At 58.2% G+C, this 16315-nt stretch carries 18 protein-coding genes; 11 read left to right on the top strand and 7 right to left on the bottom strand.

What is annotated here, in order from left to right; all coding sequences use genetic code 11:
- Positions 1-141: 141 nt before the first annotated feature.
- The 5 genes from ppiA (at position 142) to argD (ending at position 3507) form a co-directional block, all read left to right on the top strand.
- A complete protein-coding gene (gene ppiA, locus MYY08_RS01535; protein WP_288012681.1) occupies positions 142-714 on the top strand; it encodes a peptidylprolyl isomerase A in 573 nt (190 codons plus the stop codon).
- 99 nt (positions 715-813) lie between these two features.
- Positions 814-984, top strand: coding sequence for a YhfG family protein (locus MYY08_RS01540; protein WP_071883731.1), 171 nt, complete (start codon positions 814-816; stop codon positions 982-984).
- Positions 974-1567 (top strand): putative adenosine monophosphate-protein transferase Fic, encoded by a 594-nt coding sequence (locus MYY08_RS01545; protein ID WP_038629724.1) that lies wholly within the window; start codon positions 974-976, stop codon positions 1565-1567. Before MYY08_RS01540 ends, MYY08_RS01545 begins: the two co-directional genes overlap by 11 nt.
- Positions 1568-1608: 41 nt before the next feature.
- Complete coding sequence (locus tag MYY08_RS01550) at positions 1609-2196, top strand: aminodeoxychorismate synthase component II (RefSeq protein WP_038629725.1); 588 nt, start codon at positions 1609-1611, stop codon at positions 2194-2196.
- Between the two features lie 87 nt (positions 2197-2283).
- Positions 2284-3507: a bifunctional acetylornithine/succinyldiaminopimelate transaminase gene (gene argD, locus MYY08_RS01555; protein WP_038629726.1), complete on the top strand. Its 1224-nt coding sequence runs from the start codon at positions 2284-2286 to the stop codon at positions 3505-3507.
- 129 nt (positions 3508-3636) lie between these two features.
- Here argD and MYY08_RS01560 read toward each other — a convergent pair whose 3' ends face one another.
- Positions 3637-5712 carry a YccS/YhfK family putative transporter gene (locus tag MYY08_RS01560; RefSeq protein WP_038629727.1) on the bottom strand — a complete coding sequence of 692 codons (2076 nt, stop codon included), beginning with the start codon at positions 5710-5712 and terminating at the stop codon, positions 3637-3639.
- Between the two features lie 63 nt (positions 5713-5775).
- A complete protein-coding gene (gene crp / locus MYY08_RS01565) occupies positions 5776-6408 on the bottom strand; it encodes a cAMP-activated global transcriptional regulator CRP (protein ID WP_013510795.1) in 633 nt (210 codons plus the stop codon).
- A 299-nt stretch (positions 6409-6707) separates the two neighbouring features.
- On the opposite strand from crp, the gene MYY08_RS01570 reads away from it, so the two are divergent.
- Positions 6708-7115, top strand: coding sequence for an OsmC family protein (locus tag MYY08_RS01570; RefSeq protein WP_038629728.1), 408 nt, complete (start codon positions 6708-6710; stop codon positions 7113-7115).
- 9 nt (positions 7116-7124) lie between these two features.
- On the opposite strand, the gene MYY08_RS01575 is transcribed toward MYY08_RS01570, so the two are convergent.
- The 3 genes from MYY08_RS01575 to MYY08_RS01585 all read right to left on the bottom strand — a co-directional run bounded on the left by MYY08_RS01575 (position 7125) and on the right by MYY08_RS01585 (position 9339).
- Positions 7125-7994, bottom strand: a complete 870-nt coding sequence (locus MYY08_RS01575) for a phosphoribulokinase (RefSeq protein WP_038629729.1) — start codon at positions 7992-7994, stop codon at positions 7125-7127.
- Positions 7995-8121: 127 nt separating this feature from the next.
- Positions 8122-8340: a YheU family protein gene (locus MYY08_RS01580; protein WP_038629730.1), complete on the bottom strand. Its 219-nt coding sequence runs from the start codon at positions 8338-8340 to the stop codon at positions 8122-8124.
- A 3-nt stretch (positions 8341-8343) separates the two neighbouring features.
- A complete protein-coding gene (locus MYY08_RS01585; protein WP_103790905.1) occupies positions 8344-9339 on the bottom strand; it encodes a hydrolase in 996 nt (331 codons plus the stop codon).
- Between the two features lie 77 nt (positions 9340-9416).
- Between MYY08_RS01585 and MYY08_RS01590 the strand changes: the two genes are divergently transcribed.
- Positions 9417-10019 (top strand): LysE family translocator, encoded by a 603-nt coding sequence (locus tag MYY08_RS01590; RefSeq protein WP_038629732.1) that lies wholly within the window; start codon positions 9417-9419, stop codon positions 10017-10019.
- On the opposite strand, the gene MYY08_RS01595 is transcribed toward MYY08_RS01590, so the two are convergent.
- Positions 10020-11000 carry a LacI family DNA-binding transcriptional regulator gene (locus tag MYY08_RS01595; protein ID WP_038629733.1) on the bottom strand — a complete coding sequence of 327 codons (981 nt, stop codon included), beginning with the start codon at positions 10998-11000 and terminating at the stop codon, positions 10020-10022.
- A gap of 239 nt (positions 11001-11239) precedes the next feature.
- Between MYY08_RS01595 and tauA the strand changes: the two genes are divergently transcribed.
- The 4 genes from tauA to tauD are packed head-to-tail and all read left to right on the top strand — an operon-like array spanning position 11240 to position 14669.
- The gene (gene tauA, locus MYY08_RS01600) at positions 11240-12217 is read left to right on the top strand and encodes a taurine ABC transporter substrate-binding protein (protein WP_071883755.1); all 978 of its coding nucleotides are present in this window, start codon (positions 11240-11242) and stop codon (positions 12215-12217) included.
- 12 nt (positions 12218-12229) lie between these two features.
- A complete protein-coding gene (gene tauB, locus MYY08_RS01605) occupies positions 12230-12997 on the top strand; it encodes a taurine ABC transporter ATP-binding subunit (RefSeq protein WP_038629734.1) in 768 nt (255 codons plus the stop codon).
- A complete protein-coding gene (gene tauC / locus MYY08_RS01610; protein ID WP_038629735.1) occupies positions 12994-13821 on the top strand; it encodes a taurine ABC transporter permease TauC in 828 nt (275 codons plus the stop codon). Before tauB ends, tauC begins: the two co-directional genes overlap by 4 nt.
- Positions 13818-14669 carry a taurine dioxygenase gene (tauD, locus tag MYY08_RS01615; protein WP_038629736.1) on the top strand — a complete coding sequence of 284 codons (852 nt, stop codon included), beginning with the start codon at positions 13818-13820 and terminating at the stop codon, positions 14667-14669. The genes tauC and tauD overlap by 4 nt, the downstream gene beginning before the upstream one ends.
- A gap of 12 nt (positions 14670-14681) precedes the next feature.
- Here the strand turns inward: tauD and MYY08_RS01620 are convergent.
- The coding region (locus MYY08_RS01620) for an EAL domain-containing protein (protein ID WP_288012697.1) at positions 14682-16315 on the bottom strand (1634 nt) is incomplete at its 5' end.

Below are 16315 nucleotides of genomic sequence, written 5' to 3' on the forward strand. Positions count from 1 at the left end.
GAATCACCCTTTAACGGGCAGACGTTAACGTTTGCGTAGCACGTCGCATTAAGTAAATAAAGGTAAAACGCTGGCTCTTGCTCAACATGCTCTTTACAATCAATTTCGTTTTGATTTTGTGGCCTCAGTAAGGAATCATTCATGGTGAAACGTACTTTGACAGCGGTCGCGGCACTCTTCGCGCTGTCCACTTTTTCCGCTCCTGGTTTTGCTGCGCAGGGCGATACGCACGTCCTCCTGACCACCTCCGCCGGTAATATCGAACTTGCACTGAATAACCAGAAAGCACCGGTGTCGGTTAAGAATTTTGTTGATTACGTCAACAGCGGCTTTTACAACAATACGACCTTTCATCGCGTGATCCCCGGCTTTATGATCCAGGGGGGCGGCTTCACCACTGATATGCAGCAGAAACCTGTTAACGCGCCGATTAAAAACGAAGCGGACAACGGCCTGCGTAATACGCGCGGTACTATCGCCATGGCGCGCACCGCTGAGAAAGACAGCGCCACCAGCCAGTTCTTTATTAACGTCACCGACAACGCCTTCCTCGACCACGGTCAGCGCGACTTTGGCTATGCCGTCTTCGGCAAAGTGGTAAAAGGCATGGAGGTCGCCGACAAGATTTCTCAGGTGCCGACTAAAAATATCGGCCCTTATCAAAATGTTCCCAGCAAGCCGGTTGTAATCCTCTCAGCGAAAGTCCTGCCGTAAGCATTAAGCCGTCGCGTCTGCGGCGGCTACCTCCTCCCGTCAGCAGACCGGCGTTTTGCTGCTTATACTTAGGTCATTCATTCCCTGACCGGAGGCAGTATGCCAACAAAACTGACCGAAAAGCAGAAGGCGACGCTGTGGCAACGGCGGCGCAACGCCAACTTTCTGGCCAGTAGCAAACTGGAAGGCTTATCGTTTATCGAAGTAACGCTGGATGCCGAACAGGCCGGCGAGCGCTTGCAGGCGCTACGGAGGCAATATGGCGGCTAACGCAATGAACGGGCGCGATCCCTACTACTGGCAAAACGACGATGTGCTGCGCAACCGGCTGGATATTCATGACGCCGCCCAGTTACAAAAGGCGGAGGTGGCATTTACCTCGCTACGCGCCGCGACCATCGAACTGGGACCGCGTAATCTGGGCTTCCCTTATCTTTGCGCCATCCACCGCACCCTGTTTCAGGATCTTTATGAATGGGCGGGCGAGATCCGCGAAATCGATCTTTACCTCGGCGACACGCCTTTCTGCCACTTTGAATATATTGAGAAAGAAGGCAACGCGCTGATGGATGCGCTGGAGGAGGAGAACGGCCTGGCCGATCTGCCTTTCGAGCAGTTCGTGGCGCGGCTGGCGCACTACTACTGTGAAATCAATATGCTGCATCCGTTTCGCGACGGCAACGGCCGCGCGCAGCGTCTTTTCTTCGAGCAGCTGATTATTCACGCCGGCTACGATATCGACTGGAGCAAGACTGAACGCGACGCCTGGCTTAAAGCCAATGAAGAGAGCGTGCGCGGCGATCTGGACGGGCTAATCAATATCTTCGCCAACGTAGTGAGCGAGCCGGAGTAAGCGCGTAGAATAGCGGCGTTTTGGTTCAGCCCGGAGCAAACATGCTGCTGCTTATCGATAATTACGACTCTTTCACCTGGAACCTGTATCAGTACTTCTGCGAGCTGGATGCGGAAGTACTGGTGCGCCGCAATGATGAAATCGCCCTGGCGGAGATGCAGTCGTTGCCGCTGACCCACCTGGTTATCTCCCCCGGCCCCTGTACGCCTGACGAATCAGGCATCTCCCTTGACGCTATTCGCGCTTTTGCCGGCAAGCTGCCGGTACTGGGCGTTTGTCTTGGGCATCAGGCGCTGGCGCAGGTGTTCGGCGCGCGCGTGGTGCGCGCCCGTCAGGTGATGCACGGTAAAACGTCCGCTATCGCGCACCAGCAGCGCGGCGTTTTTGCCGGGCTGGCGCAGCCGTTAACCGTAACCCGCTACCATTCGCTGATTGTGGAAAAAGAGACGCTGCCGGAGACGCTGGAGGTAACCGCCTGGAGCCTGCGCGACGGCGAGCCTGATGAGATTATGGGCCTGCGGCATAAGACGCTGGATGTAGAGGGCGTGCAGTTTCATCCGGAGAGTATTCTGAGCCAGCAGGGGCATGAACTGTTGGCGAACTTTCTGCGCCGTCGGCCCAACCTATAAGCGCCGCACGAATTTGTTTGACTTATTATGCATATTTATTGATTATTTTTTCACTCAATGGTTATGTGTAAGCAGACGAGGTAGGGAATGGCAGCGGAAAAAATGGCGGTAACGCGGGATACGTTTGATAAAGTGATTTTGCCTGTTTATGCACCAGCGCAGTTTGTGCCGGTGAAAGGAAAGGGCAGCCGAGTATGGGATCAGCAGGGGAAAGAGTATATCGATTTTTCCGGCGGCATCGCGGTGACCGCGCTGGGTCACTGTCATCCTGCGCTGGTAGAGGCGCTGAAAACGCAGGGTGAAACGCTGTGGCATACCAGCAACGTGTTTACCAACGAGCCAGCGCTGCGACTTGCCAGCAAGCTGATCGCCGCTACCTTCGCCGAACGTGTATTCTTTGCTAACTCCGGCGCCGAAGCGAACGAGGCCGCCTTCAAGCTGGCGCGCTACTATGCGGCGACGCGCCACAGCCCCTACAAAAGTAAGATTATCGCTTTCCATAATGCCTTCCATGGCCGCACGCTGTTTACCGTTTCCGTCGGCGGCCAGCCTAAATATTCCGACGGCTTTGGTCCAAAACCCGCCGATATCGTTCACGTTCCCTTTAACGATCTTGAGGCGGTGAAGGCGGTGATTGACGATCATACCTGCGCCATCGTAGTGGAGCCGATTCAGGGCGAAGGCGGCGTAACGCCCGCGACCGCAGCCTTTATGCAGGGGCTGCGTCAGCTGTGCGACGAGCATCAGGCGCTGCTGGTGTTGGATGAGGTACAGAGCGGCATGGGACGCAGCGGCAAGCTGTTCGCCTATCAGCACTACGGCATACAGCCCGACATCCTCACTACAGCGAAGGCGCTGGGCGGCGGCTTCCCGGTCAGCGCCATGCTGACCACCGATAAAATCGCCTCGGCGATGGCGCCGGGCGTTCATGGCACCACCTACGGCGGCAACCCGCTTGCCTGCGCAGTGGCGGAAGCGGCGCTGGATATTATTAACACGCCACAGGTGCTGGAGGGCGTAACCGCACGTCGTCAGCGCTTTATCGAGGCGCTGGAAGCGATCAACGCGAAGCTGGATCTGTTTAGCGAGATTCGCGGCAAAGGGCTGCTGATCGGCGCGCAGCTGAAGCCGCAGCATAAAGGCAAGGCGCGCGATATTCTGCATGCGGCGGCGGAAGAAGGCGTAATGGTGTTGACCGCAGGCACCGAGGTTATTCGCTTCGCCCCGTCGCTGGTGATCCCGCTGGCGGATATCGGCGATGGCATGGCGCGCTTCGCCCGTGCGGCGGAAAAGGCGCTGAATGCCGCTTGAATGGCCTTGTTAAGGACGCGCCCGGCGTAAAGCCTGCGTCCCGGCAGAACGCCTTGTCTGCGCATGTCGATTAAAGGTCGCGCCCTGAAGCTTATACGTTAGGTAAGCGCCTCTGCGGAGGCGCTTTTTTTACCCTTTACGCAGGCGACGCGCCAGCCATTTGCCGTGGCGCGGCCGCTGGCTCCAGGCGAGAGAGGAGATGGTGTGCATCACTGAAAGGTGTTCAAGGATGCGTTTCACGTGACGTTCCATAATCGTCACCGCGCCTTCCGGCTCGCCGCCCTGACTTTCCAGAATATTGCTCTCCTGGCCCGGTCCGTCATACTCCAGCCGTTGCTGGCAGCGCTGGAGCGCAATCTCACAGGATTGCAGATAGCGCTGCGCCAGATCCGGCGGCAGCATGGTGTGTTCCCGCGCCAGAATGGTCATGGCGTTGATATGCTCGACGATAAACTGACTGTGGGTCACCCAAAGTTTCATATCGTTCAGGTAGCGGGTATTAAACGCCGGTTCCTGCATAGCCTGATTCAACGAGTTGAACAGCGCATTGTGCGCCTGATTGACGGCGACCCGTTGCCAGGCGAGCTTCTGCGGTGACGGCTCGTTGCCTAACAGCATACGCAGCGCCTCTTGATCGGCCTCCAGCGCATCGTGAGCATTCTGGCGCAGCAGGCCGCTTTGCCACTGCGGCCACAGCCAGATCATGCCGCCGAAGGCGATGCAGCAGCCCATCAGCGTATCCATCAGGCGCGGCAGCAGGAACTGCGCGCCGTTTAACGCCAGCAGCTGCAACGAGTAAACGGCGGTGACGGTAAAGCCGATGGTCGCCCAGCCGTAATATTTGCGAATAAACAGGTAGCTGATTAGGGTAATCGCCAACATCACCAGCAGTACGACCGATTCCGGCACCGAAAAGCGCAGGGTGGCGGCGGCGATGGCCAGCCCGGCCAGCGTACCGGCGGCGCGGTGCTGGATGCGCACGCGCGTGGCGCTGTAGCCGTTCTGACTGACGAACATGATAGTCATTAAAATCCACCACGGTTTCGGCACGTTAAAGGCGAGCGCTAAGGCGCTGCCGAACACCAGCATCACCGCAAAGCGCGCCGCGGTGCGCAGCGCGGCTGATTTTAGCGACAGATAGCTGCGCAGCGCCGCCAGCAGCGGCAGTCGACGTTGGCGATCCGCCATTAAATCGCGACGATAAAGCGGGCGCTGCGTGCGCAACACGCGCGCAATACGGCTGAAGTGGTAGTAGCAGAAATGGCCGACCGGATTTTCTGGATGTTGCCGGGCGATTTTTTCCAGCCCCAGCAGCGGCTTTTCCATGCTGAAACGTGACGGCAGGCGATGATAGAGCATGTCGTCCCCCAGCTCGCGCAGGCGCGCGGCGATGGTCTGCGCATTCCAGCGGATTACCGCTTCCGCATGGCTTCGCTCCACCAGCTTCTGCACCTCTTCCGGCTGATGCAGGCTGACGGCGATATGCTCCTGCAAATCGAGCGCTACCTGAAAGGCGCGCGTCAGGCGCTGGTGGCTATGGTCGCGGTTGGCCGCCAGCATATGCATCTGCTGATAACAGGTATTGATCAGATCGACCGCTTTTTGCTGGCGCGCCAGCAGCGGCGGCAGCGCCTTTTCAGGGTCGGAAAGCTGGGTCAGCAGGGTATATTTCGCTTCGCAGTAGTCGGCCAGCTCGCGATAAAGGAGGCTGAGGCTTTCACGCAGCGGCTGTTCTTTCCACAGGCGGAACCAGAACCAGTTGAACAGGCCGTACCAGAAGGTGCCGCCGATATAGAGCAGCGGCGGCGCCCAAAGGGGCATACGTCCTACCAGTCCGAGGGTAAAAATCGCGGCGATCAGCGAGGCGGGCAAAAGACGCGCGTGCAGCGGGCCGATTTCACCGGTGACTCCCAGCAGCAGCGCCATGACGAACAGCGTGGCGGGCAGCGGCACCTGTTGCAGCGAGAGCCACTGAACGAGAAGGCTGCTGAGTGCGAACAGCGAACCGCCGACGATCAGCCGCTTAAAGAAGCGTTTATGCGGCGTATCCAGACCGGCGATGTTGCAGCAGGCGGGCACCAGCGAAAACAGCAATCCTTTTTGCAAATCCCCCAGCAGCCAGCCGACGGCCACCGGTAAACAGAGCACCAGCGTCTGACGCAGTGCGTAGTTCACTTCAGGATGGTAGATAATTCTCCGCCACATCGCCACATCACAAAAATAAACACGGCGTGATGCGGGGGCATCACGCCGTGCGTTTAAATAAGCTTAACGTGTGCCGTAGACGACAATCGTTTTACCGTGAGCGGAGATCAGGTTTTGATCTTCCAGCATTTTCAAAATACGACCGACCGTTTCACGCGAACAGCCAACGATCTGGCCGATTTCCTGACGGGTGATTTTGATCTGCATCCCGTCGGGGTGGGTCATGGCGTCAGGCTGTTTTGCCAGGTTGAGCAGCGTCTGCGCGATGCGGCCCGTAACGTCCAGGAAAGCTAAATTGCCCACTTTCTCTGACGTAACCTGCAGGCGACGTGCCATCTGAGCGGAGAGACGCATCAGAATATCAGGGTTCACCTGAATCAACTGACGGAACTTCTTATAAGAAATTTCAGCCACTTCACAGGCGGTTTTCGCCCGCACCCATGCGCTGCGCTCCTGGCCTTCTTCGAACAGGCCAAGCTCGCCAATGAAATCACCCTGGTTGAGGTAGGAGAGGATCATCTCTTTGCCTTCTTCATCCTTAATCAGCACCGCGACCGCACCTTTTACGATGTAATAGAGCGTTTCGGCCTTTTCACCCTGGTGAATCAATGTGCTTTTCGATGGATACTTATGAATATGGCAATGTGACAGGAACCATTCGAGAGTAGGGTCTGTTTGCGGTTTGCCGAGAACCATTCGCTGTTATCCTCTGTTGTAATCGTGCCCTAAATACAGGGGGCAGTTTTCCCTGTCAGGCGTTAAAATCTTCTGGCGTTTCCTGCTGGAAATTTATTCGGGAAAATTTGGCGCGCCCAGGCGTGAAAGAGTCCCGTATTCGTTTCTTAGAACGAAAATATTACAGCTTTGTTTGTAGCACAGCTTTATCTTACTGTCTCCTGTTGTCTCGCTTCAGCTTGAGGTGAATCGGACAATTGCCGTTTAGTCATTGAAAGCGTAGGCTGGCAATGAGCTGAATTATCCGGAGAACGGTGAATATGCAGGCACGCGTAAAATGGGTAGAAGGGCTGACCTTTATGGGCGAGTCCGCCTCTGGCCATCAGATTCTGATGGATGGCAATTCCGGCGATAAATCGCCAAGTCCAATGGAGATGATTTTGCTGGCGGCCGGCGGTTGCAGCGCCGTCGATGTTGTCTCTATTTTGCAAAAGGGGCGTCACGCGGTAAGCGACTGCGAGGTCAGATTGACTTCGGAGCGCGCCGAGGAGGAGCCGCGCGTTTTTACCCATATCAACCTGCATTTTATCGTCAGCGGCAGCGGCCTGAGCGATAAGGCGGTAGCGCGCGCTGTCACACTCTCCGCCGAAAAGTATTGCACCGTAGCGATGATGCTGGGCAAAAGCGTCGCCATTACCCACAGCTATGAGCGAATCGAAACGCCCTGACAGGGTCAGTTAAACGATCTCTTTCCCTTCGATCAGCCGTTTCACCAGCGGCAGCATAATCAGCTCCATCGCCAGCCCCATTTTGCCGCCCGGCACCACCAGCGTATTGATGTGCGAAATAAACGAGCCTTGCAACATCGCCAGCAGATAGGGGAAGTCGATATCCTCCAGCCCGCGGAAATGAATCACGACAAAACTTTCATCCAGCGAAGGAATGGCGCGCGCGGCAAACGGATTAGAGGTGTCCACCGTCGGTACGCGCTGGAAGTTGATATGGGTGCGCGAGAACTGCGGTGTGATGTAGTTGATGTAATCCTCCATCGAACGCACCACCGAATCCATCACCGCCTCGCGCGAATGGCCACGCTCGCTGGTGTCGCGCACCAGTTTCTGAATCCATTCGAGGTTGACGATCGGCACGACGCCGACCAGCAGATCGACCTTTTCCGCCACGTTGTGCTGCTGGGTCACGACGCCGCCGTGCAGCCCCTCATAAAACAGAATGTCCGTCGGCTCCGGCAGCGGCTGCCAGGGGGTAAAGGTACCGGGCACCTGGTTCCACGGCACCGCTTCATCGTAGGTATGCAGATATTTACGCGACTGGCCGCGGCCGCTTTCGCCATATTCGACGAAGGTCTGCTCCAGCAGGCCGAAATCGTTCGCTTCCGGGCCGAAGTAGCTGATATGACGTCCTGAGTCGCGCGCTTTACGGATCGCCATATCCATTTCCGGCCGCGTATAGCGGTGAAAGCTGTCGCCTTCCAGCTCCGCGGCGTGCAGGTTCAGCTGCTGAAAAATTTTGCGAAAGGCAAGGCTGGTAGTGGTGGTTCCCGCTCCGCTGGAGCCGGTCACCGCAATAATCGGATGTCTGGCTGACATAGACACTCTCTGGGTTAAATCGGGCAATGAGCATTGTTATCACGTTTAGCCCGGAAGTGTCATCACCGCACGCGCGGCGCAGAAAGCGAATAGTGTGATGCGGCGCACAGCGCTGAGATGCCGATGCTTAGCCGCGGAACTGTCCGCGCGGCATAATGTTCACCGTTTCATGCAGTTCCGACCAGACCAGCACCGCTTCGCCGCTTTTTATCTGGCGACGAACATCTTCTACCTTCTCCGCCAGCGAACGCTCCTGCTCGCCATAGTCGGTGCCTTCGCGCAGCACGAAGGCTTCAATCAGATTATCCAGCGTTTCCGGCGCCAGATCTTGCCAGGGAATCATCACAGCTTAGTTATCCAGATAAGGTGAAAGCCATTGGGGAATGCGCTGTTCCAGCCACATTTGCGGATGGCGCAGCGTACCGGCGACAAAACCAACGTGGCCGCCATGTTCTGTCAGTTGATATTCAATGTTAGCAGGTAACTGCGTCAGATCGGGGATCACCTCGTCAGTCATAAAGGGATCGTCTTTCGCATGAATAATGAGCAGCGGTTTACGCACGTTGGGCAACAGCGGCATAGCGCTGGCGCGGCGGTAGTAATCAACGGCGTCGATAAACCCGTGGGCGCGCGCGGTGATGGCGTCATCAAAATCGCGCAGCCGTTTTAGCGCGTTCAGCTGCGGCAGGTCTATCGGCAGCGTGCCGGGCCAGGCCTGCAGTTTGCGACGCGCGTTAAGCTTGAGCTGGCCCAGCAGGTAGCGCTGGTAGACGCGGGAGAAACCCTGCTCCAGCCTGGCGCTGCATGGCTCCAGCATCAGCGGCGCGGAGACCACCACGCCCGCATCCAGCAGGCAGGCGTCGCCCTGTTCGCCCATCAGACAGGCGAGCATATTGCCGCCCAGCGAGACGCCGACCGCCGCCGTCGGCGCGTCGCCGAACGTGTCGCGCAGCCACTGTAAAAAGTAGCTGGCGTCGCCGGTTTCGCCGGAGTGGTAGATGCGGCCCATGCGGTTCGGCACGCCGCTACAGCCGCGAAAATGCATCACTACCCCCAGCCAGCCGCGCTGACGCCACGCCTGCAGCAGACCGTGCGCATAAGGGCTGTTGAAGTTGCCTTCCAGACCGTGAAACAGCACCACGCGCGGCTTATGGCGCGCCTGCGATGGATCTTCGCTCCAGGCGAGATCGAGGAAATCCCCGTCCGGCAGATCGAGACGCTGCCAGTGCGGCTTGAGGTGAATGCGACGGCGAAACAAGCGTGGCAACACCGTCTGCAAATGGGGATTATGCAGCCCTTTCATTGGGATAAAGGAATACTCACGTACGTGATTTAATTTCATCATCTAAGGCTTGTAGGATACCGGGCTCGCTGATAGCTTCGACAGGTTAGCAATTTTACAGGATGAGGGATATCCGCTACATGGAACTGAGTCTGTTTTTATCGATGTTGGGCTTTCTTTGGGTCGCCGCGATTACACCAGGCCCGAATAATATGTTACTGACCACCGCTGGCGCCAATTTTGGTTTTTTACGTTCCATGCCGCTAATGATCGGCATTATGCTCGGCATGCAGCTGATGCTGCTGCTGGTCGCCTTCGGCGTCGGCAGTCTGATCCTGCTGTATCCTTCTCTGCACCTGTTTCTGAAAATCGCCGGCAGCCTCTATCTGCTGTGGCTGGCGTGGAAAATCGCCACCGCCGCTTATGAAAAGTTGGAGATGGGCGACGCGCCCTCGCGCCCGATGCCGTTCTGGCAGGGCGGCATTTTGCAGCTGGTGAATCCGAAAGCCTGGCTGATGGCGCTGGGCGCTGTCGCCAGCTTTAGTCTGGCGGGCGAGGCCTATCGGGGATCGGTGGTGGCGATCAGCATCGGCATGGCGCTGGTCAACCTGGTCGCAGGGATTATCTGGCTGGGCTTCGGCACGTTGATTGGGCGCCTGCTGCGTAGCCGCCGCGCCTGGAAAATTTTTAACCTTTCCATGGGTGCGCTGACGGCCGCCTGCGTTCTGTTAATCTGGCATTAATCAACTGGAGGCGCGCTCCACCAGTTTGCAGTTCAGCTGCTCATGCACATGGGGGGCGTGCGGATCTTTGATACGTTGCAGCAGTAGCTGCACGCTGCGCACCCCCAGTTGATGCATGGGCTGTTCCAGCGTGCTGAGCGGCGGCGACAGCATGGCGCTCCACGGCAGCCCGTCAAAGCCCAGCATGGCGATATCTTCCGGGATGCGCAGCTGGTGTTGACGGGCGCAGTGAATCGCGCCAACGGCCAACACGTCCGATACGGCGAACACCGCGTCAGGCCGCTGCCCACGCGCCAGCAGGCGCTCCATCGCCGCATAGCCCGCCTCGCACTCTACTTCGTTAGCATACTCTACGGCGGCCCACTTTACATTCCGCTCCGCCAGCGCCGCGCGATAGCCTTTCTCGCGCTGCTGCGCATAGAGATAGCGCGGATCGCCGTTAATCATGGCGATCCGCTGCCGTCCGCGCTGCGTCAGATGCGCGATCGCCTCGCGCGCCGCCTGCTGATTATCGATCGTAACGGAGGAGCCTTCGCTCTCTGGATTGCCTTCGGCGCACTGCACCCACGGTGAGTCACCGATCATCTGTCGCAGGCCGGGCAAATTGCTGACGGCGTCCATGGTGATCACGCCGTCGACGACTTTGCCGCTGAGCAGCGTCAAATAAGCGGATTCACGCTGGGTCTGAGAATCAGAATTGCATAATAAAATATGGTAGCCGTGCGCTTCCGCTTCCGCTTCAATGCCGCGCACCACGCGCGAGCAGAAGGGGTTAATGATATTGGACACCAGCACTAACAGCATACGGCTCCGCGACGTGCGCAGCTGACGCGCCAGCAAATTTGGCTGGTACTGAATGGCGGCGATGGCGGCCAGCACGCGGTCTCGGGTAGCCGGTCGAACGCCTTCATAGCCGTTCAGCACCCGCGAAACGGTTGCGGTCGATACACCAGCAAGACGGGCAACTTTCTCAATCGACATGGAAAATCCTCGGACAGATCAACGACAGACAGACTGAAAAACGTCGCTATATACATTGGCTGATTCAGGACCATTTATCATTCAATAAATTTTACTTTTGCCTATTTCAGATAAATATATCGATATATTTTCTAAGGTTTGTTTGCGATTAAACATAATTTTTAATTACTTCAGCATGCGGCTGCGCCTCAGTTACAACAGAGTCACTACGACAATAACAGCAGGCGGAGCGCAAAATGATGAGTACCACGCGGTTTTTAGCAATAGCAGCCATTTTATTGCTGCTGATGGAACAGGCGAGCGCCGTTGAGGTCACCGTCGCCTGGCAAACGTCCGCCGAGCCGGCGAAAATCGCTCAGGCGGAGAACACCTTCGCCAAAGAGAGCGGCGCCCAGGTTGACTGGCGCAAGTTTGACAGCGGCTCCAGTGTAGTACGCGCGCTGGCCTCCGGGGATGTGCAGATCGGCAATATTGGATCGAGCCCGCTGGCGGTCGCCGCCAGTCAACAACTACCTATCGAAGTTTTCCTGCTTGCCTCGCAACTTGGCAGCTCAGAAGCGCTGGTGGTGAACAAAAAAATCACCTCGCCGCAGGATCTGATCGGCAAACGCATCGCGGTGCCGTTTATCTCCACCACTCACTATAGCTTGCTGGCTGCGCTGAAGCACTGGGGCATCAAGCCCAATCAACTGCAAATCATCAATCTGCAGCCGCCGGCGATTATCGCCGCCTGGCAACGCGGGGAGATTGACGGTGCTTACGTTTGGGCGCCGGCGGTAAATGAACTGGCGAAAACCGGCGCCGTGCTGACCGATTCGGCGCAGGTGGGCAAATGGGGCGCGCCGACGCTGGATGTCTGGGTCGTGCGTAAGGATTTCGCCGCCCAGCACCCGGAGATTGTCACTGCTTTCGCCCGCAGCACGCTGGCGGCGCAGCAGGACTATCTTGCGCAGCCGCAACAGTGGCTGCAGCAGCGGCAACATCTGGAGACGCTTTCTCGGTTCAGCGGCGCGCCGGTGGATCAGGTGCCAGAGCTGGTTGAAGGCAATACCTACCTGAACGTTGACCAACAGATCGCGCAGCTTGGCCAGCCGGTAAGCAAGGCGATTAGCGATACCGCCCAGTTCCTGAAAGAGCAGGGCAAAGTCGCGCAGGTGGCGCCGGATTACCGGGGTTACGTCACTGACCGCTTTGTTCGTCCCCTGGCGAAACAGTAAAAGAGGTGATCCATGCTGGCCATTTCACATCTTAGCGCACGCTACCACGGACAGATCGCGCTGCATGACATCAACCTGGCGCTGAACGCTGGCGAACTGACGGTGGTGTTGGGTCCTTCCGGCTGCGGCAAGACCACGCTGCTGAATTTGATCGCCGGTTTTCTGCCGGTGGAAGAGGGACAGATTACGCTGGCGGGCAAGAAGATAACCGGGCCGGGCGCCGAGCGCGGCGTGGTGTTCCAGCATGAAGGGCTGCTGCCCTGGCGCAACGTGTTGGATAACGTTGCGTTCGGCCTGCAGCTGGCGGGCATGGACGCTGGAACACGTCGTCATATCGCGGAGAAGATGCTGAAGAAGGTGGGGCTGGAAGGCACCGGCAAACGGTTTATCTGGCAGCTTTCCGGCGGCATGCGTCAGCGCGTCGGCATCGCCCGGGCGCTGGCCGCCGATCCGGCGCTGCTGCTGCTGGACGAGCCTTTCGGCGCGCTGGACGCCTTTACCCGCGAGCAGATGCAGGAGCTGCTGCTGCGGCTATGGCGTGACAGCGGCAAGCAGATCCTGTTGATCACCCACGATATCGAAGAGGCGGTGTTCCTCGCCAGCGAGCTGATTCTGCTGACGCCGGGGCCGGGCCGCGTCAGCGAGCGGCTGTCGCTGGACTTTGGGCGCCGATTCGCCGCCGGCGAGTCGTGCCGCGCAATCAAATCCGATCCCCTTTTTATCGCCCGACGCGAGTACGTGCTCAGTCGGGTCTTCCAACAGCGCGAGGCGTTCTCATGAGCATTCAGGCCATCGATAAACGGGAAAAGCCGCGCTCACGCTGGCGCTGGCCCTTCTCTCACCGGCTGACGCTTAGCCTGATGACTTTGCTGGCGGTGCTGGCGCTGTGGTGGCTGGTAACGGCGCTACAGTTGATTGCGCCGCTGTTTCTGCCGCCGCCGCAGCAGGTGCTGCGTCAGCTGCTGACCATAGCCAGCGCGCAGGGCTTTATGGACGCGACCCTGTGGCAGCACCTTGCCGCCAGCCTGGGCCGTATTCTGCTGGCGCTGCTGGTGGCGGTGGCGATCGGCGTGCCGACCGGGATTGCGATGGGATTAAGCAAAACGGCGCACGGGATCCTCGATCCGTTGATTGAGCTTTACCGACCGGTGCCGCCGCTCGCCTATTTGCCGCTGATGGTGATTTGGTTCGGCATCGGCGAAACCTCGAAGATCCTGCTGATTTATCTGGCGATTTTTGCCCCGGTAACGCTGTCCACGTTGCAGGGCGTGAAAAGCGCGCAGCAGGTGCGCCTGCGTGCGGCGCAGTCGCTGGGCGCCAGCCGCTGGCAGCTGCTGCGCTTCGTCATTCTGCCGGGCGCGCTGCCGGAGATTCTGACCGGCATACGCATCGGTCTCGGCGTCGGCTGGTCAACGCTGGTGGCGGCCGAACTGATCGCTGCCACGCGCGGACTCGGTTTTATGGTGCAGTCTGCCGGCGAGTTTCTCGCCACTGACGTGGTGCTGGCGGGCATTTTGGTGATTGCGTTAATCGCATTCGGTTTAGAACTGGGCCTGCGGACGTTACAGCGTCGGCTTACGCCCTGGCATGGAGAACAGCAATGAACGAACGTCTGACGATTACCGCGCTGGGCCCGCATATCGGCGCTCAGGTGGATAACCTCGATCTTACCCGTCCGCTCAGCGATGGGCAGTTTGAACAGCTCTGGCATGCGCTGATCCGCCATCAGGTGCTGTTTCTGCGCGATCAGCCGCTCACGCCGCAGCTGCAGCGGGCGCTGGCTGCGCGCTTCGGCGATCTGCATATTCACCCGGTTTATCCGCATGCGGAGGGCGTAGAGGAAATTATCGTGCTGGACACGCACAACGATAATCCGCCAGATAACGATAACTGGCACACCGATGTCACCTTTATCGCCACGCCGCCCGCCGGCGCGATTCTGGCGGCGAAGCAGGTGCCGGAGCAGGGCGGCGACACCCTGTGGGCCAGCGGCATCGCCGCGTTTGAGGCGCTGTCGCCGCCGCTGCGCTCACTGCTGAGCGGATTGAATGCGGAGCATGATTTCACCAAATCCTTCCCGGAATATAAGCATCGCGCCACGCCGGAAGATCATGCGCGCTGGTGTCAGGCGGCGGCCAACCATCCGCCACTGCTGCATCCGGTGGTGCGCACGCATCCCATTAGCGGCAAGCAGGCGCTGTTTGTGAACGAGGGCTTTACCACGCGCATCGTCGACCTCGCGCCCAAAGAGAGCGATGCGCTGCTGGGCTTTCTGTTTGCCCATATTACTAAGCCGGAGTTTCAGGTGCGCTGGCGCTGGCGCGCTAACGATGTGGCTATCTGGGATAATCGGGTGACGCAGCATTACGCCAACGCCGACTACCTGCCGACGAGACGCATTATGCATCGCGCCACGGTGCTGGGCGATAAGCCTTTTTACCGCGCGTCCTGATCGTCGCGTCGCTTACGGCAGCGCATCAAACGGGGCTGGCTGGCCGGTCAGCCAGCCCTGAATATAATCTACGCCCAGACTTCCCAGCAGCGCTCTTTGCGCCTCGGTTTCCACATATTCCGCCACCACGGAGACGCCTTTTTCTCTGGCGATGTCGCAGATAGATTTGATAATAATGCGATCAAGCTTGTCGTTGAGGCTGTTCTTCACAAACAGACCGTCAATTTTGATGATATCGGCGCTGAGGCGTTTAACGCGCTCATAGTTAGCGAAGCCGGTGCCGAAATCATCAATCGCAATGCGGAATCCCGCCTGACGCAGCGCTGCAATCGCCGCATCCGCCAGCGGGTTGTCCATTAGCGCCTGCGCTTCCGTTACCTCAAAAATCACCGTCTCCGTCGGCAGATCGAAACGGCGGAAGATCGCGACCAGTATCCTGGCGATACCCGGCTCGGTCAGAGTGGCGGGCAGCAGATTAATCGCCATGCAGGGTAGAGGGCATTTCGCCTGGCGGCGGCGGTGAATAAAAGCGGCGGTTTCTTCTACCACCAGCTTGTCAAACGCCACGCTGAGGTGAAATTCCGCTATCAGCGGCATAAAACGGTCGGGCATGATCAGGGCGTCATCGCTGCGCAGACGCGCCAGCACCTCGTAGTAGCGGCGCTCGCCCTGACAGGCGACGATCGGCTGCGCAAACAGGCTGATATCGCGCTGCGCCAGCGCCTGCTTAATTTTTTGCAGCAGCACAACCCGCTCGGTGAATTCCCCAATCAGATGGGCGTTATCGCTGTCCAGCAGCGTGACGCCGCCGCTGAGCAGCGACTGCTCCGCCAGATAGCTTAGCTGGGCGGCAAGATGGTAGAGGTTGGCCCCTTCAGCGGTGAACCGACCGGCGGCAAAGGCGTAATCGATGTCGATCGGCTGGTTGTGCCAAACAATTTGCCGCTTTTTCAGGCGCGCACGCAGCTGCGTCAGACGTTCGAGGAGATCGTCGCCTTGTAACAGCAGCATCAGGCCGTCGCCGGTAATTTGATAGACCCCTTCGCCTGCGCGTAGCTGAGTGGCGATCTCATCAATAATGCAGCGTTTGCTGTAAGTGTGCATCAACAGACCATAGTGACAGCCGAGCAGTTTCAGCTGGTGCAGATAGAGGTAGCAAAGGACGCCGCTCTGCTGCCGCTTAAGCTTTTTCGCCAGGGCGCGCAGGTTAGGACGATGCACGATAGGATCGCTGAGCGACAGGCTGAGCGCAGTCTGTTGCAATCGTCGGCTGTGCCAGTAGCTGGCGGCGATATAGAGCAGACTGATGGTAAAGGCGATCAGCGCGGAAGATAAAAAGGTGACGGAGAAGATAGAGCCGATCGGCAACACGTCAAAATTGTAATGCATTAGCAGCAGGCAGCTTGCCGACCAAAGCCAGATGACCAGCTGCGACGTAAAACGCATTATCCCCCAGGTAAACAGTACGAATACCAGCGGCACCAGATAACTGGAGATGAACCAATAGTGAAAAGAAGAACAAAACAGCGCCAGCAGCAGGATAATCAGCCCCCACCACAGCAGCGCGCGCAGGCGGTTTCCTTTGGCGCTGAGGCTGCGCCAGCAGAGGCGGCAGAAGGTGCGGGCGTAGCGGGGATGAGCAAGCA

Source organism: Mixta sp. (genome assembly GCF_024610815.1).
Lineage (GTDB): Bacteria > Pseudomonadota > Gammaproteobacteria > Enterobacterales > Enterobacteriaceae > Mixta > Mixta calida.

Excerpts from the sequence above, each read along its gene's own strand:
- MYY08_RS01545 (WP_038629724.1), top strand. The coding sequence starts at position 974 with ATGGCGGCTAACGCAATGAACGGGCGCGATCCCTACTACTGGCAAAAC.
- MYY08_RS01595 (WP_038629733.1), bottom strand. The coding sequence starts at position 11,000 with ATGTCGATTGAGAAAGTTGCCCGTCTTGCTGGTGTATCGACCGCAACC.
- MYY08_RS01570 (WP_038629728.1), top strand. The coding sequence starts at position 6,708 with ATGCAGGCACGCGTAAAATGGGTAGAAGGGCTGACCTTTATGGGCGAG.
- MYY08_RS01590 (WP_038629732.1), top strand. The coding sequence starts at position 9,417 with ATGGAACTGAGTCTGTTTTTATCGATGTTGGGCTTTCTTTGGGTCGCC.
- MYY08_RS01585 (WP_103790905.1), bottom strand. The coding sequence starts at position 9,339 with ATGATGAAATTAAATCACGTACGTGAGTATTCCTTTATCCCAATGAAA.
- MYY08_RS01540 (WP_071883731.1), top strand. The coding sequence starts at position 814 with ATGCCAACAAAACTGACCGAAAAGCAGAAGGCGACGCTGTGGCAACGG.
- tauA (WP_071883755.1), top strand. The coding sequence starts at position 11,240 with ATGAGTACCACGCGGTTTTTAGCAATAGCAGCCATTTTATTGCTGCTG.
- crp (WP_013510795.1), bottom strand. The coding sequence starts at position 6,408 with ATGGTTCTCGGCAAACCGCAAACAGACCCTACTCTCGAATGGTTCCTG.
- MYY08_RS01550 (WP_038629725.1), top strand. The coding sequence starts at position 1,609 with ATGCTGCTGCTTATCGATAATTACGACTCTTTCACCTGGAACCTGTAT.
- tauC (WP_038629735.1), top strand. The coding sequence starts at position 12,994 with ATGAGCATTCAGGCCATCGATAAACGGGAAAAGCCGCGCTCACGCTGG.
- argD (WP_038629726.1), top strand. The coding sequence starts at position 2,284 with ATGGCAGCGGAAAAAATGGCGGTAACGCGGGATACGTTTGATAAAGTG.
- MYY08_RS01575 (WP_038629729.1), bottom strand. The coding sequence starts at position 7,994 with ATGTCAGCCAGACATCCGATTATTGCGGTGACCGGCTCCAGCGGAGCG.
- tauB (WP_038629734.1), top strand. The coding sequence starts at position 12,230 with ATGCTGGCCATTTCACATCTTAGCGCACGCTACCACGGACAGATCGCG.
- ppiA (WP_288012681.1), top strand. The coding sequence starts at position 142 with ATGGTGAAACGTACTTTGACAGCGGTCGCGGCACTCTTCGCGCTGTCC.
- MYY08_RS01560 (WP_038629727.1), bottom strand. The coding sequence starts at position 5,712 with ATGTGGCGGAGAATTATCTACCATCCTGAAGTGAACTACGCACTGCGT.
- tauD (WP_038629736.1), top strand. The coding sequence starts at position 13,818 with ATGAACGAACGTCTGACGATTACCGCGCTGGGCCCGCATATCGGCGCT.